This is a genomic window from Klebsiella sp. G-Nf4 (assembly GCF_002810615.1).
GTDB lineage: Bacteria > Pseudomonadota > Gammaproteobacteria > Enterobacterales > Enterobacteriaceae > Klebsiella > Klebsiella variicola.
Genome location: NZ_PION01000024.1, coordinates 1 through 19,578 on the forward strand (window position 1 = coordinate 1; position 19,578 = coordinate 19,578).

The 19,578-nt window shown below is 61.7% G+C and carries 19 protein-coding genes; 3 read left to right on the forward strand and 16 right to left on the reverse strand.

Annotation, left to right across the window (positions count from 1 at the left end; all coding sequences use genetic code 11):
• Positions 1 to 355: 355 nt before the first annotated feature.
• From CWM57_RS26885 to CWM57_RS26935, 10 genes are all read right to left on the reverse strand, one after another.
• Complete coding sequence (locus CWM57_RS26885; RefSeq protein ID WP_100632251.1) at positions 356 to 1,315, reverse strand: YbgA family protein; 960 nt, start codon at positions 1,313 to 1,315, stop codon at positions 356 to 358.
• The gene (locus tag CWM57_RS26890) at positions 1,312 to 1,863 is read right to left on the reverse strand and encodes a DUF3833 domain-containing protein (RefSeq protein WP_100676596.1); all 552 of its coding nucleotides are present in this window, start codon (positions 1,861 to 1,863) and stop codon (positions 1,312 to 1,314) included. The genes CWM57_RS26885 and CWM57_RS26890 overlap by 4 nt, the downstream gene beginning before the upstream one ends.
• Positions 1,860 to 2,384, reverse strand: coding sequence for a hypothetical protein (locus CWM57_RS26895; RefSeq protein WP_100632249.1), 525 nt, complete (start codon positions 2,382 to 2,384; stop codon positions 1,860 to 1,862). Before CWM57_RS26895 ends, CWM57_RS26890 begins: the two co-directional genes overlap by 4 nt.
• Positions 2,381 to 2,866 carry a DUF2878 domain-containing protein gene (locus CWM57_RS26900; RefSeq protein ID WP_100632248.1) on the reverse strand — a complete coding sequence of 162 codons (486 nt, stop codon included), beginning with the start codon at positions 2,864 to 2,866 and terminating at the stop codon, positions 2,381 to 2,383. The genes CWM57_RS26895 and CWM57_RS26900 overlap by 4 nt, the downstream gene beginning before the upstream one ends.
• Entirely contained in the window at positions 2,863 to 4,083 is a 1,221-nt protein-coding gene (locus CWM57_RS26905; RefSeq protein WP_016160201.1) for an SAM-dependent methyltransferase, read from the reverse strand. The genes CWM57_RS26900 and CWM57_RS26905 overlap by 4 nt, the downstream gene beginning before the upstream one ends.
• Positions 4,080 to 4,802: a DUF1365 domain-containing protein gene (locus CWM57_RS26910; RefSeq protein WP_100632247.1), complete on the reverse strand. Its 723-nt coding sequence runs from the start codon at positions 4,800 to 4,802 to the stop codon at positions 4,080 to 4,082. Before CWM57_RS26910 ends, CWM57_RS26905 begins: the two co-directional genes overlap by 4 nt.
• Before the next feature lies 1 nt (position 4,803).
• Entirely contained in the window at positions 4,804 to 6,063 is a 1,260-nt protein-coding gene (locus CWM57_RS26915; RefSeq protein ID WP_100632246.1) for an NAD(P)/FAD-dependent oxidoreductase, read from the reverse strand.
• Positions 6,060 to 6,779 carry an SDR family NAD(P)-dependent oxidoreductase gene (locus CWM57_RS26920; RefSeq protein WP_074387201.1) on the reverse strand — a complete coding sequence of 240 codons (720 nt, stop codon included), beginning with the start codon at positions 6,777 to 6,779 and terminating at the stop codon, positions 6,060 to 6,062. Before CWM57_RS26920 ends, CWM57_RS26915 begins: the two co-directional genes overlap by 4 nt.
• Entirely contained in the window at positions 6,776 to 7,210 is a 435-nt protein-coding gene (locus CWM57_RS26925; RefSeq protein WP_004178448.1) for a nuclear transport factor 2 family protein, read from the reverse strand. Before CWM57_RS26925 ends, CWM57_RS26920 begins: the two co-directional genes overlap by 4 nt.
• A 230-nt stretch (positions 7,211 to 7,440) precedes the next feature.
• Complete coding sequence (locus CWM57_RS26935; protein WP_008807075.1) at positions 7,441 to 8,169, reverse strand: MerR family transcriptional regulator; 729 nt, start codon at positions 8,167 to 8,169, stop codon at positions 7,441 to 7,443.
• A gap of 117 nt (positions 8,170 to 8,286) precedes the next feature.
• Between CWM57_RS26935 and CWM57_RS26940 the strand changes: the two genes are divergently transcribed.
• Positions 8,287 to 8,820, forward strand: coding sequence for a lipocalin family protein (locus CWM57_RS26940; RefSeq protein ID WP_009309842.1), 534 nt, complete (start codon positions 8,287 to 8,289; stop codon positions 8,818 to 8,820).
• Positions 8,821 to 8,829: 9 nt separating this feature from the next.
• Here the strand turns inward: CWM57_RS26940 and CWM57_RS26945 are convergent, their stop codons facing one another.
• The 5 genes from CWM57_RS26945 to CWM57_RS26965 all read right to left on the reverse strand — a co-directional run bounded on the left by CWM57_RS26945 (position 8,830) and on the right by CWM57_RS26965 (position 15,465).
• Entirely contained in the window at positions 8,830 to 9,177 is a 348-nt protein-coding gene (locus CWM57_RS26945; RefSeq protein ID WP_074387200.1) for a DUF1294 domain-containing protein, read from the reverse strand.
• A 72-nt stretch (positions 9,178 to 9,249) separates the two neighbouring features.
• The gene (locus tag CWM57_RS26950) at positions 9,250 to 12,399 is read right to left on the reverse strand and encodes a CusA/CzcA family heavy metal efflux RND transporter (protein ID WP_074387199.1); all 3,150 of its coding nucleotides are present in this window, start codon (positions 12,397 to 12,399) and stop codon (positions 9,250 to 9,252) included.
• Positions 12,400 to 12,410: 11 nt separating this feature from the next.
• Positions 12,411 to 13,673, reverse strand: coding sequence for an efflux RND transporter periplasmic adaptor subunit (locus tag CWM57_RS26955; RefSeq protein WP_100676595.1), 1,263 nt, complete (start codon positions 13,671 to 13,673; stop codon positions 12,411 to 12,413).
• A gap of 44 nt (positions 13,674 to 13,717) precedes the next feature.
• On the reverse strand, positions 13,718 to 14,062 hold the full coding sequence (gene cusF / locus CWM57_RS26960; RefSeq protein WP_074387197.1) for a cation efflux system protein CusF: 345 nt from the start codon (positions 14,060 to 14,062) through the stop codon (positions 13,718 to 13,720).
• 17 nt (positions 14,063 to 14,079) lie between these two features.
• Positions 14,080 to 15,465 carry an efflux transporter outer membrane subunit gene (locus tag CWM57_RS26965; RefSeq protein ID WP_074387231.1) on the reverse strand — a complete coding sequence of 462 codons (1,386 nt, stop codon included), beginning with the start codon at positions 15,463 to 15,465 and terminating at the stop codon, positions 14,080 to 14,082.
• Positions 15,466 to 15,637: 172 nt separating this feature from the next.
• Between CWM57_RS26965 and cusR the strand changes: the two genes are divergently transcribed.
• Both cusR and CWM57_RS26975 read left to right on the forward strand, forming a co-directional pair.
• Positions 15,638 to 16,321: a copper response regulator transcription factor CusR gene (cusR, locus tag CWM57_RS26970; RefSeq protein WP_008807068.1), complete on the forward strand. Its 684-nt coding sequence runs from the start codon at positions 15,638 to 15,640 to the stop codon at positions 16,319 to 16,321.
• A complete protein-coding gene (locus CWM57_RS26975; protein ID WP_074387196.1) occupies positions 16,311 to 17,753 on the forward strand; it encodes a Cu(+)/Ag(+) sensor histidine kinase in 1,443 nt (480 codons plus the stop codon). Before cusR ends, CWM57_RS26975 begins: the two co-directional genes overlap by 11 nt.
• A gap of 54 nt (positions 17,754 to 17,807) precedes the next feature.
• Here the strand turns inward: CWM57_RS26975 and CWM57_RS26980 are convergent, their stop codons facing one another.
• The gene (locus CWM57_RS26980; RefSeq protein ID WP_012542999.1) at positions 17,808 to 18,929 is read right to left on the reverse strand and encodes a cupin domain-containing protein; all 1,122 of its coding nucleotides are present in this window, start codon (positions 18,927 to 18,929) and stop codon (positions 17,808 to 17,810) included.
• Between the last annotated feature and the right edge of the window lie 649 nt (positions 18,930 to 19,578).

A 19,578-nucleotide genomic window follows, 5' to 3' on the forward strand; every position in this document is an offset into this window, starting at 1 on the left:
CGGGCTACGACTGGTGCGCTCCATTTATGCCGGATGGCGGCTGACGCCTTATCCGGCCTACGTTCCTTCCCGCAGGCTCACACAACGTAGGCCCGGCAAGCGCAGCGCCGCCGGGCGGTCAGGCGCCGTACCTGAGGTAATGCCGGATGGCGGCTGACGCCTTATCCGGCCTACGTTCCTTCCCGCAGGCTCACACAACGTAGGCCCGGCAAGCGCAGCGCCGCCGGGCGGTCAGGCGCCGTACCCGCGGTAGTGCCGGATGGCGGCATAAATGCCTTATCCGGCCTACAGAAAACCTCCTTCCCCCCAGGCCCGGCAAGCAACAGCGCCGCCGGGCAGCTGGCCCTGGTCCCCCTCAGTTCACCGTCAGGCGCAGGGCCAGATCCTGCGGGTAGGGGTCAAAATAGTTCTGCGCCTGCAGGTAGCGATCCGGATACTCGGCCAGATAGTGCTTAAGCAGCGTCAGCGGGGCGAGGATCGGCAGCAGCCCGGCGCGATAGTTGAGGATCACCTCCCGCAGCTCGCCGCGCTGGCGGCTGTTGAGCTGGTCGCGGAAATAACCCTGAATATGCATCAGCACGTTGGTGTGGTTTTTCCGCGAGGCGGGCTGCTTGAGGATCGCCATCAGCTTCTCGCGGTAGACCTCGAAGAAAGCCTCCAGATCCTCCCATTCATGCAGCGAGGCGACGAACGGGCCGATCTCCCGGTAGCCCGCCTGGTGGTGAGCCAGCAGCTGCAGCTTGTAGCGGCTGTGAAAGGCCAGCAGGCCGTGACGGCTCAGGCCGCGGGCGCGCAGGTCGTTGAGTTCATGCAGGGCGAAAACGCGCTCGACAAAATTTTCCCGCAGCAGCGGATCGTGCAGCCGGCCATCCTCTTCCACCGGCAGCCACGGGTAGCGCGCCATCAGGGCGCCGGTAAACAGCCCCACGCCTTCCTTACGTCCGCGATTGCCTTTTTCGTCATACAGCCGCACGCGCTCCATCCCGCAGCTCGGCGATTTGGCGCAGACGATAAAGCCTGACAGTTCGCCCAGGGTTGCCAGGTGGGCGCTGGCGAAATCGGCCATCTTCTCCGTCACATCCTCGTGCGGGGCGTGGCTGAAGCGCATGCGGATCTCCCCGACCGGGGTCTGCACCAGGCGGAGCGCCGGGCGGGGAACGGGCAGGCCGATCGCCATCTCCGGGCAGACGGGTTTAAACGCCACCCACTGCGCGAGCTCATCCATCACAAAGCCCATACGCTTATGCCCGCCGTCGAATCGCACGGCTGAGCCGGTTAAACATCCGCTGATCCCAATGACAGGTTGCGTGTTCATGGCGCTGTCCTCTCTTCTGCTGTGGTTCGGGTAAAGAAAAGGGTCACGGTGGCGACCGTAATGCCGAATTTCTTCATCTCGGTTTTGTTAAACAAATGGCTGCCGTCCTGCAGGAACATCCAGTCGTCAAAGTGCAGCAGCCACCGGCTGCCGCTGGCCTCGACGTTCATGCTGTAGCGCCAGTGAAAGGCATTGCCTGCCGCCTGGCCGATGGCCACGCCTTCGATGTCCCCGGCGGTGCCCTGGTAACGGTTATCGCCGGTGCGGCGAATGCGCCACACCCGCTGCTGCTTCTCGCCATCGTCATAGACAAAGCGCTCATGGAGGGTCAGGGTGTCGCCGACGACGTCGCCATCGATCGCTACATGGAAGCGGCGCAGCTGCTTGCCGCTACGATCCTGCACCATCCCCCACGCCTCGGTTCGCCCCTGAAAATAGTGAAAGATGTCGAGGGCGGGTTGCTGCTGCCGGTACTCCGTGACCTCGGTGCTGCAGCCGGCGAGGATCAGCATCAGCAGCGCCAGGCCAAGGGTCAGAATGCGTTTCATGGTGTACCTCCGATCAACTGCTGACGCAGTTCGGGATAAGTGGTGCGCGGATCGAGCCAGATGGCGAGAAAACGAGTGCTGAACGCCGCCGACTGGCGCGGGCCGAGCGGGATAAAGGCGGTCTGCGCGGCGCTGGCGCGGTACCAGAACTGCCCCTCGCCGCCGCTGACCACGAACGCCAGCTGGCTGCCCGGCGCAACATCCGGCCAGATCCCCTGCAGCATGCGCAGCCAGGCTTCGCTGCGCGGCTCCTGCTGCAGAATGCCCTGCGCCTGCCACTGGTCGCGGGTGGCGTCCACCAGCGCCTCGCGATCGATGTCGCGCTGGTAGGTGATGATCAGCGCCCGATCCTGTTGCGGACCGTCATACCGGCCATTGGGCGTGCGCAGCTGCGAGTGATAGACGGTGAACGGCCCCCAGGTGAGGGTCGCCTCGCCGACGCGGCGCCACGTCAGCCAGTCGGCGGCGTGGGCCGCCGGAGCGAGGGTGGTCAGCCACAGCAGTAACAGGGCGAATCTCATTTTCGCCTCCCCATCCCCAGATGGAATAACAGCATGAGCACCAGCCAGCCGCAGGCCATGGCGGCCACGGCAAGCGCCATCGGCACCAGCAGGCTCATGGCGCCGAGGCGAGCGCCGAGCAGGTAGGCCACCGGGCCGCCGACGGTGGCGGCCGTTGCCAGCACCCAGCCGGGAAGCGTCGTGGTGCGGGTCAGCCGGGTCCAGACGACGGCGAACATCAGCCACAGGGCCACCATCCACAGGGGCAGCAGGCTGTCGCCGCGAAAATCGATCAGTCCCGCCAGCGCCCAGCAGGCGTCCAGGCCGCAGCCCGCCGCGGCCAACAGCAGGGCGGGTGGACGACTGGCCGCCGGCAACCGCAGCCAGGCGAAAATGGCCAGCGTCAGCCAGATCAGCAGACCGCGCTCGCGCAACATCACCACCAGCGTCCAGTAAACATCGAACGCGAGGGCCATCAGCAGGTGCTGCGCCGGGCGTGTCATACCCGCTCCGCGGTGAGCTGTACCACGCTGATGGTGCGGGCGTTAAATCCGGCTTCGCAGTAGCCGAAGTAGTAGAGCCACATCCGGCGGAAGCGCTCATCAAAGCCGAGCTTTTCAATATCCTGCCAGGCGTGGGTAAAACGCTGCCGCCAGTGGGCCAGGGTGCGGGCGTAGTCCGGGCCCATGTCGAACAGGTTGCGCACCACAAAATCGGTATGGCGGGTCATCAGCTCGCTCATTGCGGTGATGCTGGGCAAAAAGCCGCCGGGGAAGATGTAGCGCTGGATAAAATCGACGCTTTTGCTGTAGTCGCGATAGCGCTGATCCTGGATGGTGATCGCCTGCAGGGCCATTCTGCCGCCCGGGCGCAGGCGCGCCTGGCAGGTGCGGAAGAAGGCCGGGAGGTAGCGCTGGCCCACCGCCTCAATCATCTCCACCGACACCAGTTTGTCGTACTCGCCGCGCAGATCGCGGTAGTCGCAGAGCAGCACCTCGACGCGATCCTGCAGCCCGGCGCGGGCCATGCGCTCGGTAGCCCAGCGGTGCTGCTCCCGGGAAAGGGTGGTGGTGGTGACCCGGCAGCCGTAATGGCGGGCGGCGTACTCGGCCAGCGCCCCCCAACCGGTGCCAATCTCCAGCAGATGATCGCCGGGAGTGAGTGCCAGCTGGTCGCACAGGCGCGCCATCTTGGCCCGCTGGGCCTGGGTCAGATCCTGCTGGTCATCGGTAAACAACGCGCTGGAGTAGAGCAGGTCGTCATCCAGAAAGTGGGCATAAAATTCGTTGCCGAGATCGTAATGGGCGGCGATATTCTCCCGCGCCTGGGCGCGGGTGTTGCGGCGGGTCCAGTGGTGCAGGCGGGCGACGGGCTTGCCCAGCAGACGAAAGCCGCGTTCCAGACGTCCCAGCACCTCGCCGTTGCGCGCGAGGATCTGCAGCAACGCCGTCAGCTGGTGGCTCTCCCAGTCGCCGTCCATCCAGGCCTCGGCCGCCGCGAGGCTGCCGCCGGTCAGCAGACGCCAGTACACCTCCGGCGTGCAGACCCGCGCCTCGGCGCGCAGCGCGGCGGCGGGGTCGCCAAAATGAAAAGTCTGTGCCCCTTCGCGCACGGTGAGCGAGCCTTCGCGGAGGCCGCTCAACAGACGAAAAAGCAGCCAGCGCGCGAGCCGCACGTTGCGCGGCACATCGGGTTCAAGCGCAAAGACGGGATCGGTCATGAGCGTTCACTCCTGCTGACAGGATGGTTGTACAGCGGCACGCGCTTCAGCCACAGCCGCAGCGCCTGCCAGTAGATGGCGAGGACGGTTTTCAGGGTCATCAGCGGCAGACGCAGCAGCAGCCCACGCAGGTTGGCGCGGGTCAATGGCACGCGGCTCAGGGCCAGCGTGGCGTCGAACACCTTGCTGGCCTGATGGTTTTCAATATGCATGTGCAGCGTTTTGCCGGGCGCGTTGAAGCGCCAGTGATAGACCATGTCCATCGGGTTAAACGGCGAAACGTGAAAGGCTTTCTCCAGCGGGCGCGCCTGCTGGCCGTCCACCGCGTAGTAATGACGCTCATTCCACGGCGTGTTTCGCACTTCGGCCAGCACCCAGCGCAGGGTGTCGGCTTCGTCATAGCAGTAGTAAAAGTTGACCGGATTAAAATGGAAGCCGAAGTAGCGCAGCTGGGTCAGGAGCATCACGCGGCCCGCCGGGCGGCAGCCGGTCAGGCTCTCCAGCCGGTTCAGCACCTGGGCCTTCAGCGGCGCGCCCAGCGGATAATCGGCGTCGAACCAGGCGGCGGCGGCCAGGCGGTTGCGGCGGATACCTGCCTCAGGCAGCTTGTCCAGTTCGTCGAGGTCGAGCCAGGCCATAAACAGGCGGTAGACGAAGTGGTGCGTCTTTGGCTGCAGGCGACGGTGGCGCAGGACGCCCTGATAGAGGCAACTGTTCATCTCAGTTGCCCTCCGCCGCGGCGATGCCCTGCACCACGTCGAGCGCGCTGCGCACCCCGTCCTCATGAAAGCCGTTGTACCAGTAGGCCCCGCAGTACCAGCTACGCTGCTGGCCGTTAATCTCTTCGCGCCGCAGCTGGGCAGACCAGCTTTGCGGGTTAAACAGCGGATGCTCATAGACGAAGCGCTGCCAGACATAGCGATCGTCCACCGGCGCGTCCGGGTTCAGGGTGACGCAGAACAGCGGCGCGTCTGCGGGCAGCCCCTGGAGAATATTCATGTTGTAGGTGACGCAGGCCCGGGCCCGATCCCCGTCGCTCAGGCGATAGTTCCAGCTGGCCCAGGCACGCTGGCGCTCCGGCAGCCAGCGCGGATCGCTGTGCAGCACCACCTCGTTACGCTGCCAGCCGATATCCCCGAGAACTTCGCGTTCGGAGTCGGTGGGCGCCGCCAGCATCGCCAGGGCCTGCGTGGAGTGGCAGGCGAAAATCACCTGGTCAAAATGCGCCTCCCCGGACGCCAGCCGCAGGGTGACCCCCGTCGGGTGACGCTCCACCTGCTGTACCGGCGCGTTGAGCCGCAGATCCAGACGATCGCCGAGCCTGGCGAGCAGGGCGCGAACGTACTCCCGGGAACCGCCGGGCACCACGTACCACTGCGGGCGATCGCGAATATCCAGCAGGCCGTGGTGTTCAAAGAAGCGCAAAAACAGCGGCAGCGGGAAGCGACGCATCTCCTGCAGCGACGACGACCAGATGGCCGCCCCCATCGGCAGAATATAGTGGCGGGCGAAGAAGGGGCTGAAGCGGTGGCGGGCGAGGAAGCTCTCCAGCGTTGCCCCCGGATCCAGCGCCTCGGTCAGCGCCAGTTTCGCCAGCCGGTTAAAGCGGACGATCTCGCTCAGCAGCCCCCAGAAGGCTGGCTTCAGCAGATTGCGCCGCTGGGCGAAAAGCGAGGTAAGGCTGTGGCCGTTGTACTCCAGGCCGCTGGTCGGGTTGTGAACCGAGAAGCTCATCTGCGTTTTTTGCCCGTCGATCCCCAGCTCGCTGAGCAGGCCCATAAAGCGCGGATAGGTGCGATCGTTGTAGACGATAAATCCGGTATCGATGGCCCAGGTACCCTGCGGCGTGGCGACATCCACGGTGGCGGTGTGGCCGCCCGGCGTGGCGCCCGCTTCGAACAGCGTCACCTGATGGTGTCCGGCCAGCCGCCAGGCGCAGGTCAGCCCGGCGATGCCGCTGCCGATGATGGCGATGTTCATGAGCGCACCATCCTGCGCAACAGCAGGCGCTGGATACCCGATGGCAGGCTGGCCAGCAGTTGCAGGGCCAGGCTGAAACCGGTGGGGAAGGCGATGTGGTTTTTGCCCTTCGCCAGGCCATGGCGGATCGCCGCCACCGCCCGATCCACGCTCACCCGGCCGGGCATGGCGAAGTCGTTTTTACGCGTCAGCGGGGTGTCGACGAAGCCCGGAGAGACCACCGTGACGGCGACCCCTTTGGGCTCCCAGTCCAGACGAAGACTGTTGGCAAACCAGGTCAGCGCTGCCTTGGAGGCGCCATAGGCTTCCGCGCGCGGGAAGGGCAGCCAGTGCGCCATGGAGCTGACCAGCACCACCCGATCGCCTGCCTCCAGCTGCGTCTGCAGCGCCGCCAGGCAGTTCACCGGCCCGAGGAAGTTGGTGGCCATCACTCGCTCCACGAGGGCGGCATCCACCTGCCCGTGGTCGAGGTATTCGCAGGTGCCGGCGCAGAGAATGATCAGGTCGGCAAAACAGCCCGTCAGCGCCTGGCGACAGGCGTCCCTGTCTGTCATATCGAACAGGCGCCCGCTGATGTTGGGGCTGAACTGCTGGAGCGCCGACAGGCGCGAAGCATCTCGCCCGCAGGCGATAACCAGATGGCCATCCGCCGCGAAGGATTTCGCCAGACCGGCGCCGATCCCGGAGCTGGCGCCGGTGATAAGCACCGTCATCATGAGCGCACCCTCCGCTTCACGCCGCGCACCGCCCAGCCCAGCAGGGGAAGATGCTCGTAGATCATCTCCCCGGCGTCGTAGTAGTCGCGCTGATGGAGAACCTGCTCCCCGGCGATGTCCACCACCGAGCACCCCGGCAGGGCCAGCGTTTCTCCACCGGCAATGCGCGGATGCGACCAGTGCATGGTCCAGGTCACGGCGAACCGCTGGCCGTCGCAAAGCGGCGTGTCGATGGTGAACCGGCACTGCTCCACGTTGGCCAGCAGATGGGTAAAGTAGCGCTGGATGGCGAACAGCCCCTGATGCTGACCAAAAGGATCGCTCAGCGTCGCGTCCGGATGGTACAGCGCGGCCAGCGCCGCGGGCGGCTGCGCATCCAGCCCGGCGTAGTACTCAACGAAACGACGAATCACAGACGGCGAGGTGCTCATGGATCACATCCTGGCTAGATACGGTAGCGTAATGGCATACTTAAAACTTACACAAATAAAATTATTTGTCCAAGTTTGTAGAAAAATATATTTTATTTGTGTTAAAAATCATGTTGTTATGATTGGTGTTTTAAGGGGTGAAAATCGCGTGTGTTGCAAAAGGCAAGCGTGCGCCCGCCGCGCCACCGGGCGCTGGCGGAACAGAGAGTGGGGTAAGTTAAAACAGGGAGTTAGAGCGGAATTACCTCGAGGGAGACGACCTGCTGCTGCCAGAGTTCGACCTGCCTCTGGCGGGCGGCGGAAAGTTTGCCGCTGGTGACCAGCAGCCAGTTGCGCTGGGGAAAAATCTCCGGCGCCAGGGCGGCGGGAGGCACCGGCAGAACGTCGATGCGATGGCCCTGGCCGGTACGTTTGAGCGCCTCAAGCCAGATTTCGCAGGCGTCGGTCAGGTGCCAGCCGGTGATCAGAAAGTTGTCCCCGGGCGCCTTCTTGTCGCCTTCGAGGCAAAACGAGGTATAGGCGATGATGATGCCGTCGAGAATTTCGCGCAGCGTCATGATGGCCGGCACGTTGGCGGAGACCTGGCTGCGCAGCGGACGCAGCACTTCGGTGACCAGCTCCTGGCGCGGATATTCGCGCCCGGCGTCGTAGATCAGCTGGCGCAGGGACTCGATTTTTCCCTCTTTCAGCCGCTGCAGCATGGTCTCCTGCAACGTCAACCAGTTGTTGGTGCGCCGCGCGCCGGGGCGCGACAGCAGGGGCTTCACCTGGCTGACCGGTACCCCTTTTTTCACCCAGTCGAGGATCTTCAGCGCCTGCTGGACGTCGTCATCGCTGTACTGACGGTGACCACCATCGGTGCGCAGCGGCTTGAGCAGGCCATAGCGGCGCTGCCAGGCGCGAAGCGTGGTCGCATTTATCCCGCAAAGTCGGGCAAATTCGCCGATGGAGTAAGGCATGGAGGCCACCTGTTAACAAAGAATATTCTCAATATACTACGAATCACGGCGGCTGGCGTGAAGTGTAGCGGCTTTGCACTACACTTTCCCCCAACCGCGTAAATGAAAGGAGTTCTCATGAAGCTATGGCCTGTTGTCACTGGCGTCGCTATCGCGTTGACCCTGGTGGCCTGCAAATCGCCCACACCGCCGAAGGGCGTTCAGCCGATTAGCGGGTTTGATGCCAGCCGTTACCTCGGAAAATGGTATGAGGTCGCCCGCCTGGAGAATCGCTTCGAGCGAGGCCTGGAGCAGGTGACCGCCACCTACGGCACCCGCAGCGACGGAGGGATCAGCGTCGTCAATCGCGGTTATGACCCGGTCAAAAAACGCTGGAATGAGAGCGACGGAAAAGCCTACTTCACCGGCGCCCCCACCACCGCGGCGCTGAAGGTGTCGTTCTTCGGGCCATTCTACGGCGGCTATAACGTGATCCGCCTGGACGACGACTACCAGTACGCGCTGGTCAGCGGCCCCAACCGCGACTATCTGTGGATCCTGTCGCGCACCCCCACCATTCCGGCGGCGGTGAAGCAGGATTACCTGAATACCGCGCGCGAGCTGGGCTTTGACGTCGATCGCCTGGTGTGGATCCGCCAGACGCCGCGCTAGCCTCGCCCCTTAGCGGCTGAGCAGGTGGGTATAAACCACGAACAGCCCGGCCAGCGCCGCCACGTTCAGCGCCACGCTGACGAAAAACCACCGCCGGAAGGGCTGCTTTTGCGTTTTATGGCGAAAGCACTGCTGGCCGAGGATGGCCCCCGGCCAGCCTCCCGCCAGGCCCAGCACCAGCAGCGTGGTCTCTGGCACCCGGCGCCAGGCTTTGCGCGCCGCCAGCTTGTCGGCGCCATAGATAAGCCATGTCAGAAGACTGCTCAGTAAAAACCACATCGCCAGCGGGTAGGGCAGCAGGGCGCTGCCCACGGCGGTGAGCAGCAGCAGGGAATAACATACCAGGTTCAGATTCATAGGGACGTTCATGCCGGCCAGAAGAATGGCGCCACTATAGCCAATTTCCCGGACCGGCGTAAACGCGGCGGACTATTCGCTACGCTTGCTCCGATGCCGGGACAGCCACATCAGCTTGTATGCCGCCGGAATGATAAACAGCGACAGCAGCGGAGCGGTGATCATCCCGCCAATCATCGGCGCGGCGATGCGACTCATCACTTCCGACCCGGCGCCGGTACCCCATAAAATCGGCAGCAGGCCGGCGATAATCACCGCTACGGTCATCGCCTTCGGCCGTACGCGCAGCACCGCCCCCTGGTACAGCGCCTCGTCGAGCTTATCGACGCTGAAAGTCTGCGGATTTTCCAGCGACGGCTCGGCCTCGATGGCGTGGCGCAGGTACATCAGCATCACCACGCCAAACTCCGCCGCCACCCCGGCCAGGGCGATAAAGCCGGTCCCGGTGGCTACCGATAAATGGAACCCCATCCAGTAGAGAAACCAGATCCCGCCGACGAGGGCGAACGGCACGCTGGTGATAATCAGCAGCGCTTCGCCGACGCGGCGGAACGCCAGATACAGCAGCACGAAGATAATCATCAGCGTCATCGGCACCATCAGCTTCAGCTTCTGATTGGCGCGCTCCAGCAGCTCAAACTGCCCGGAGTAGGAGATGCTAATGCCCGGCTTCAGCTTCACCTCCTTGCCGATGGCCTGCTGCAGATCGTGCACTACCGACACCATGTCGCGATCCCGGGCGTCGATGTAGATCCAACTGGTCGGGCGGGCGTTCTCGGTCTTCAGCATCGATGGTCCGGTGACCACTTTCACCTCAGCCACGTCGCCGAGAACGATCTGTTGCTTCAGCGGGGTGAGGATCGGCAGCTGGCGCAGGGTCTGCGGGCTGTCGCGATAGCTCTGCGGGTAGCGGATGTTGATCGGGTAGCGCTCGACGCCTTCCACGGTCTCGCCAACCATCGCGCCGCCGATGGCGGACGAGACGAACAGCTGCACGTCGCCGACGGTCATCCCGTAGCGGGCCGCCTTCTCGCGCTGAATATCAATGTTGAGGTAGCGCCCGCCGACCAGCCGCTCGGCTAATGCCGACGTGACGCCCGGCACGGTGCGCGCCACCCCTTCAATTTGCTCGGCGATGGCGTCGATATCAGCCAGGTTAGTGCCGGAAACCTTAATGCCAATCGGGCTCTTAATGCCGGTGGAGAGCATGTCGATGCGGTTGCGGATCGGCGGCACCCACAGGTTCGCCAGCCCCGGCAGGCGCACGGTTTTATCCAGCTCCTCGACGATCTTCTCCATGGTCATCCCCGGCCGCCACTGATCCTGGGGCTTAAGCTGAATAGTGGTCTCTACCATCTCCAGAGGTGCCGAGTCGGTGGCGGTTTCGGCCTTGCCGGTTTTGCCGAACACCCGGGCCACTTCCGGCACCGTCATGATCAGCTTATCGGTTTTCTGCAGCATATCCGCCGCCTGCGCAGCGGAGATCCCCGGCAGCGTTGACGGCATATACAGCAGATCGCCCTCGTTGATCTGCGGCAGAAACTCGCCGCCGACCCGGTTAAGCGGCCAAATCACCGTCAGGATCGACAGGAGCGCGATCAGCAGGGTGGTCTTCGGCCAGTGCAGCACCTTCAGCAGCAGCGGGTGGTAAATACGGATCAAAAAGCGGTTCAGCGGGTTGCTGCTCTCCGCCGGGATCCTGCCGCGGATCCAGAAGCCCATCAGGATCGGGATCACCACGATCGCCAGCAGCGCCGCCCCGGCCATCGACCAGGTTTTGGTGAAGGCCAGCGGACCGAACAGTTTGCCCTCCTGGCCTTCGAGGGTGAAAATCGGGATAAACGACAGAGTGATGATCAGCAGGCTGATAAACAGCGCCGGGCCGACCTCCACCGAGGCCTCGGTAATGATTTTCCAGCGTGTGTCGTTGCTGAGCTTCTCTCCCGGGTGCTGATGTTCCCACTCCTCCAGCCGCTTATGGGCGTTCTCAATCATCACGATGGCGGCATCGACCATCGCCCCCACCGCAATCGCGATCCCGCCCAGCGACATGATGTTGGCGTTGAGCCCCTGGAAATGCATCATGATAAAGGCGAAGCACAGGCCGAGCGGCAGTGAGATAATCGCCACCAGCGCCGATCGCACGTGCCACAGGAACAGGGCGCAGACCAGCGCGACGACGATAAACTCTTCCAGCAGCTTGTGGCTGAGGTTGTCGATGGCGCGGTCGATAAGCTGGCTGCGGTCGTAGGTGGTGACTACTTCAACCCCTTCCGGCAGGCTGCTTTGCAGCGACGCCAGCTTCGCTTTGACCGCCGAGATCACCTCGCGGGCGTTCTTGCCGGAGCGCAGGATCACCACGCCGCCGGCCACTTCGCCTTCGCCGTTAAGCTCGGCGATACCGCGGCGCATCTCCGGGCCGATCTGCACCCGCGCGACGTCGCCGAGATAGACCGGCACGCCGTTGTCACCGGTTTTCAGCACGATATTTTTGAAGTCGTCGAGGGTCTGCAGATAACCGCTGGCGCGCACCATATATTCGGCTTCCGCCAGTTCGACGGAAGATCCGCCCGCCTCCTGGTTAGAGGCGTCCAGCGCCGATTTCACTTCGCCGAGGCTGATGCCGTACTGGGTCAGCTTCATCGGGTCGACGACAATCTGGTACTCCTTGACCACGCCGCCCACCGACGCCACTTCCGAGACGTTAGGAATGGTCTTCAGCTCATATTTTAAGAACCAGTCCTGCAGCGAGCGCAGTTCGGCAAGGTCGTGTTTGCCGCTGCGGTCGACCAGCGCGTACTCGAAGACCCAGCCGACGCCGGTGGCGTCCGGGCCCATTTCGGCGCTCACCCCGGCGGGCAGTTTGCCCTGCACCTGGTTGAGATACTCCAGCACCCGCGAGCGCGCCCAGTAGGGATCGGTGCCGTCTTCAAATATCACATATACGTAGGAATCGCCGAACTGCGAGAAGCCGCGCACCGTTTTGGCGCCGGGTACCGACAGCATGGTGGTGGTCAGCGGCCAGGTGACCTGATTTTCGACGATCTGTGGCGCCTGCCCCGGATAGCTGGTTTTGACGATCACCTGTACATCAGAGAGATCCGGCAGGGCGTCTACCGGGGTATGGACGATAGTCCAGGTGCCCCAGATGCTGAGAAACAGTGCCCCCATCATGACCAGGAAGCGGTTGGCCACCGAACGGCGGATAATCCATTCAATCATGGTTCCGTTCCTCAGTGCGCGTGGGCGGCAGGAGCCGCGGTACCGGGAGCCTGCGCACGCATGCGCTCCAGCGCACCGGCGATATTGGCCTCCGAGTCGATCAGGAACAGGCCGCTGGCGACGACTTTCTCACCCTCCTGCAGCCCGCTGCGAATGGCCGTGACGCCAGCGGACTCATGGAATACCTGCACGAGTTTCGGCACGAAGCGGCCCTCATTATCCACGGTAATCACTCGCTGCTCGCTGCCGCTGTCGATCAGCGCTTTGGAGGGGATCAGCAGCATCGGTTCGCTTTCACTGGTTAGTTGCAGATAGGCATTCATCCCCGGCTTCAGCGCTTCATCCGGGTTGTTGACCTGCAGGCGCAGCTGCAGAGTGCGGGTGGCGCTATCGACGCTGGGGAGAAGGGTCCATTTGCTGATGCTGAAAGTTTTGCCCGGCCAGGCGGGAACCTGAATGGCGAACTGCGAGGCGTCTTTAATCAGCCAGGCGATGGATTCCGGCACCGCCACGCTGACCCACACCGGGTCCATGCCCTGAATTTTCGCCACTACATTATCTTTGGCGATGTTCATTCCGGCACGCAGATCGAAGGCGGTAATAACGCCATCGATCGGCGCTTTGAGGGTAAAGCGGGTCTGGATTTTACGCGTGGCTTTCAGGCGGCGGATATCGTCATCCGGCATTCCGGCAAGGCGCAGGCGTTCGAGGATCCCCTCAACCTGGGTGGCGGTGCCGCCGGTCTCCTGCAATAACAGATATTCGCTCTGCGCTTCCACCCAGTCCGGGATGGTCAGGTCGAGCAGCGGCGCGCCTTGTTTCACTTTGTCGCCGACGGTCAGCGGATAGACTTTATTGATAAAGCCCGCCGCCCGCGCCTGCATAATCACATACTGGTACTCGTTATAGCTAATGTTGGCCGGGAAGGTCTGAGCGTAGCGCAGCGGCCCGCGGGTGACCGCGGCGGTTTTTACGCCGAGATTCTGGGTCTGCGTCGGGTCGATACGCACCCCCGGCGCACCGGCGGCGGTACTCTCCTCATCGGCGTATTTCGGCACCAGATCCATATCCATAAACGGCGATTTACCCGGTTTATCGAAGCGGGTGTTCGGGTACATCGGATCGTACCAGAACAGCACTTTACGCTGCTGCTCGGCCGCCGGAGCGGCAGAGTGGGTCGGTGCCCATCGGGCGTACAGCGTCGCGGTAAGCGCGCCGCCAATCACCATGCTGCCGAGGATCAGCGCCGTATTTTTCAGTGTCAGGGATGCCATGTGTCGTCCATTTAGTCGTTGAGGGGCTTACCGTCGCCGGGCCATTAGTTGGCGCGAATATCCTGTAGCAGCGACAGGTTGCCCTGCTGAACGAAGGTGAAGTCCACGCTGTCGCCATTCTTCACATTGTTGAGCTGCGTCTGCGGGGTGATGGTGAAGCGCATGGTCATCGGCGGCCAGTTCACCGCCGGGATGGCTTCGTGGGCGATGGTGATTTTTTTGCTATCCATATCAATAGCTTTAATGACGCCTTTGCCGCTGATGCTTTGCGTCTGCGTGGCGGCGGGTTGTTCGTGCATCGCCATGCCGGCATGCGGGTCGGCGGCCTGGACGGCGAACACCGTGCCAGAAATCAGAGTGAACAGGGCGACTTTAGAGAGTGAATTCATGATCGGGACTCCTTGGGTTATTCCATCCAGCCGCCGCCGAGGGCGGTGAACAGGGTGATTTCATTTGCCTGACGGGAATAGTTGAGTTCCAGCAGGGTTTGTCGGGTGGTAAAAATGTCGCGCTGGGCGCTCAGGACTTCGATGTAGCTGACCGCGCCGTGGCGATAGAGCGCGCTGGCGCGCTGCAGGGTGATATTTAGTGAAGCGAGATAACGCTCCTGCGCGGCAATCTGATCGGCCAGGCTCTGGCGCAGGGCCAGCGCGTCGGCCACCTCTTTAAAGGCGGACTGAATTTTTTGCTCATAGTTGACCACCTGCTGCTGCTGGCGGATCTCCGCCAGATCGAGGTTGGCCTGGTTGCGCCCGGCGTTGAAAATCGGCAGCTCGATTTTGGGGATGAAGTTCCACATCGCGCTGCCGGCGTTAAACAGGCTGGAGAGTTCGCTGCTGCTGCCGGAGAGCGAGCTGGTCAGGGTGATCGACGGGAAGAAGGCCGCCCGCGCGGCGCCGATGTTGGCGTTGGCCGCCCGCAGGCTGTGCTCCGCTTCTAAAATATCCGGCCGCTGCAGCAGGATCGCTGAGGAGAGCGATGGCGGCAGAGTGACGCCTTGCAGATCGATGGCGCTGCTGGCGCTATCATCCGGCAGATGCTGGTAGCTGCCGAGCAGCAGCTGCAGGGCGTTATTGGCCTGCGCCAGCTGGCCCTGACGTTTGGCGATATCGGCGCGGGTGCTCTCGATCATCCCGCGCGCCTGCTCCAGCGCCAGCACGGTGGTGCTTCCGGTCAGCAGCTGTTTTTCAACGAAGGCGTAAGACTGCTGATAGTTCTGTAAGGTGTCGTTGGCCACCTGCAACTGCGCTGCCGCCAGCCGCTGGTTGAAGTAGCTTTGTGAAACGTTAGCAATCAACAGGATATGCACCGCACGCCGCGCCTCTTCGCTGGCGAAGAAGTTCTGCCGGTCGGCCTCGCTGAGGTTTTTCAACCGGCCAAAGAAGTCGAGGTCATAGCTGAGATTCAGGCCAGCGGCATAAACGCTGCTGGTGGTGGTGTCGCCTTTGAGCTTGCCGCCATAGGTGGTGCTGCCGTCACCGTTCAATTGCGGGTAGCGGTCGGCGTCGGTAACCCGATATTGCGCTCGGGCTTCCTGCACTTTCAGCGTCGCCATCCGTAGATCGCGGTTATTTATCAGCGCGGTGCTAATCAGGCTTTTCACCTGCGGGTCGACGAAAAAGGTGCGCCAACCGGTCTCCTGGTAACCCGCCGTCGCGGTAACCAGCTTGTTCTGGCTGAGAGAGAATTGCTGCGGCACCGGCGCGGCGGGACGCTGGTAGTCCGGAGCGAGCGACAGACAGCCGGTTAAGGCGAATATCACGCTGAGAGTAAGAAGCTTTATTGGGCGCATGGCGGCAGACGGTTTCGACGATTTATCCATGGCAGCTACTTTACGTAGCGGGCTCTGTTCAGGGCGTGACAGGAAAATGACAAAGCTGTCATTTTCCTGATATTTCATTGCTATCCGGAGGCGCTCCTCTAAAATTGAATACCCGCACAGAACGCGCGTGAAGGAGCCTGCCGTGAAGATTTTGATTGTCGAAGATGAGAAGAAAACCGGAGAGTACCTGACCAAAGGGCTCACCGAGGCCGGCTTCGTCGTCGACCTGGCCGATAACGGCCTTAACGGCTATCACCTGGCAATGACCAGCGATTACGATCTGCTGATCCTCGACATCATGCTGCCGGATGTGAACGGCTGGGATATCGTCCGCATGCTGCGGGCTGCCAATAAAGGGATGCCGATCCTGCTGCTCACCGCGCTTGGCACTATCGAGCATCGGGTGAAGGGGCTGGAGCTGGGCGCCGACGACTATCTGGTGAAGCCATTTGCTTTTGCGGAGCTGCTGGCGCGAGTGCGGACCCTGCTGCGCCGTGGAGCGGCGGTCATCGTCGAAAGCCAGTTTCAGGCGGCGGATCTCAGCGTCGATTTGGTCAGCCGCAAGGTGACGCGCGGCGCGACGCGTATCACCCTGACCAGTAAGGAGTTCACTCTGCTGGAGTTCTTTCTGCGCCATCAGGGCGAGGTGCTGCCGCGTTCGTTAATTGCCTCGCAGGTGTGGGATATGAATTTCGACAGCGACACTAACGCCATCGACGTGGCGGTGAAGCGGCTGCGCGCCAAAATTGATAACGACTTCGAGCCGAAGCTAATCCAGACCGTGCGCGGCGTCGGCTATATGCTTGAGGTGCCGGATGGCCGCTAAGCGCCCCTTTTCCCTGGCCACCCGGCTGACCTTCTTTATTAGCCTCGCCACCATCATTGCCTTCTTTGCTTTCACCTGGATCATGATCCATTCGGTGAAGGCCCACTTTGAAGAGCGCGACGTGCACGATCTCAGGCAGCTCAGCACCACGCTGGAGACGGTGCTCAACCACGCCGACTACCCTCAGGCGCGGCGGCTGGAGATCGTGAGGAATATCATTGCGGGTTACGCCAACGTCTTTATCTGTCTGGACGACGGCCAGGGCAATATTTTGTTTCAGTCGCCCGACGGGCCGGATCGCAGCCATATGCTGAGTACGCCGGGGCTGGCGATGCAGCTGCGCGACGGGAATGTGATTTCATGGACTGACCCGCAGCCGCGGAAGATGGTTCATGATAATCATCAAATGGAGACCCGCTCCTGGCGGCTGATCATGCTGCCGCTGGGCAAGCAGGCGGACGGCAAACCGGCGTACCACCTGCTGATGGCCTTATCCATCGATTTTCACCTGCACTATATTAATGAGCTGAAAGCGAAGCTGATTTCCGCGGCGACGATAATCAGTTTGCTGATCATCGCCATCGTGCTGTTTGTGGTCTATCAGGGGCATAAGCCCATCCGCCAGATCAGCCGCCAGATCCAGAATATTACCTCGCGGGATCTCGACGTGCGCCTCGACCCGCAGGCGGTGCCTATCGAGCTGGAGCGGCTGGCGCTGTCGTTTAACCATATGCTGGAGCGCATAGAGGATGTCTTTACCCGCCAGTCCAACTTCTCTGCCGATATCGCCCATGAAATCCGCACGCCGATTACCAACCTGGTGACGCAAACCGAAATCGCTTTAAGCCAGAGCCGCAGCCAGCAGGAGCTGGAAGAGGTGCTCTATTCCAATCTTGAAGAGTTCTCGCGGATGTCACGGATGGTCAGCGATATGCTGTTCCTCGCTCAGGCGGATAATAACCAACTGATCCCCGAACAACGGGCGCTGGATCTGGCCGAGGAAGTGCATAAGGTGTTTGAGTTTTTCGAGGCGTGGGCGGAAGATAAAGGGGTGGCGCTGCGCTTTGTCGGTAGCCACTGCCGGGTGACGGGCGATCCGCTGATGCTGCGGCGAGCGATCAGCAACCTGCTGTCGAATGCGATCCGCTACACGCCGGCCGGCCAGGCGGTGACCATCCAGTTGAGCGAAAGCGCCGAGACGATCCGTCTGGTGGTGGAGAACCCCGGTACGCCGATTGCCGCCGAGCATCTTCCGCGGCTGTTTGACCGTTTCTATCGCGTCGACCCCTCGCGCCAGCGCAAAGGCGAGGGCAGCGGTATCGGCCTGGCGATTGTGAAATCGATTGTCAGCGCCCATCACGGCAGCGTAGCGGTGCAGTCCGATCGGCGTTCGACGCGGTTTATTGTGGTGTTGCCGAAATATGCGCAATAACGGCTGAAAGTCAGCGGGCAGCGCCAGGCGGCCGCCCGCAGTATTGCCGCTCTCTTACTCTTCGAAGTACCAGTAGCCCTGATTAATCAGCCGCGTCAGTTCGCTCACGAACGCCGGATTCTGCAGGCCGCTGCCGAGCTCTTCCTGACCTAATGAGGTATAGCGGCACAGCGCATCCAGCGCTTCGGCATCGGTGGTGTCCAGCTGTTCGCTATGCACGAAGAAGCTGTCGCCGATATGCAGAACGCGCAGGCCGCTCAGACGAGAAAGCTTTTCGCCGCCCAGCAGCGCATCGACCACTTCCTCTTCTTCATACGGTGGTTCCGCCGGCGCAATATCCAGCTCGTGACGCGGGGTGGTCACGAAACTGCCGAACCACTGCTTGAAGTCTTCCGGCTGGCGAATCATGTCGATCATCATGGTGCGCAGACGTTCGAGTTCATACTCCTCAACCCGGCCCGGATGCTCGCGGCAGGTGAGGTCCGGATCACTGTAGTGCTCGCCGCCAAGATCGTTCTCCAGCACATAGTCGGCGAAGCTGCTGATCAGGTCGCGACCGTTTGGCCCGCGGAAGCCGACGGAGTAGTTCAGCGCGGTTTCGTGGGTCACGCCATCGTGCGGGAATCCTGGTGGAATATAGAGGATATCGCCCGGCTGCAGATCTTCATCAATGATCGGCGGGAACGGATCGACGTGCAGCAGTGCCGGATGCGGGCAGAACTGACGCATCGGCAGCTTATCGCCCACGCGCCAGCGGCGGCTGCCCATGCCCTGAATAATAAAGACGTCATACTGATCGATATGCGGGCCGACGCCGCCGCCGGGGACGGAGAAGGAGATCATCAGGTCGTCCAGACGCCAGTCCGGCAGTACGCGGAACGGGCGCACCAGCTCGGCGGCGGGCATATGCCAGTGGTTTACCGCCTGGGCCAGCAGCGACCAGCCGGTTTCGCCCAGCCCGTCGAAATGTTCAAAAGGACCATTGCTAGCCTGCCATTTGCCGTTGGTCAGGCTGACCAGCCGGCTGTCGACTTCCGGCTCCATGGCTAATCCGGCCAGCTCGTCCGGAGTAATCGGGTCGACGAAGTCCGGAAACGCGTTTTTTAATACCACCGGCTGTTTTTGCCAGTACTTCTCTAAAAACTCGGGCCAGTTAATGTTGAGTTGATAAGCCATCGATTATTACCAGTAAGAAGAAACGGGCCTGATTATAGAAACGGGGGCCAGGTGGGCGCTTTGTCGTGGGTCAAGAGTGGTGCTTAATTCACCATCGGCGCGATAATGGCGTTGGGTAAGAGAGAAAAATCGCATTTTTGCCAAAAACCGATCCTGGCGTAAACTGCGCTGCAGGCCGCATGAACACTGGGATGGTGGCTTTAATGGTAACAGGATGAATAAGCGAAAAGTTCAAATAATGAGCGGTCGATAAGATTTTTCTATTTTAACGCTTGCTACTTCCGGCGAACTCCCTATAATGCGCTCCCACTGACACGGCAGATGTGAATCACTTCACACAAACAGCCGGTTCGGTTGAAGAGAAAAATCCTGAAATTCAGGGTTGACTCTGAAAGAGGAAAGCGTAATATACGCCACCTCGCGACAGAGCGCTAAAGCGCGTCGCAACTGCTCTTTAACAATTTATCAGACAATCTGTGTGGGCACTCAAAGTGACATGGATTCTTAATGTCTTCGGACAATAAATGAATACCAAGTCTCTGAGTGAACATACGTAATTCATTACGAAGTTTAATTCACGAGCATCAAACTTAAATTGAAGAGTTTGATCATGGCTCAGATTGAACGCTGGCGGCAGGCCTAACACATG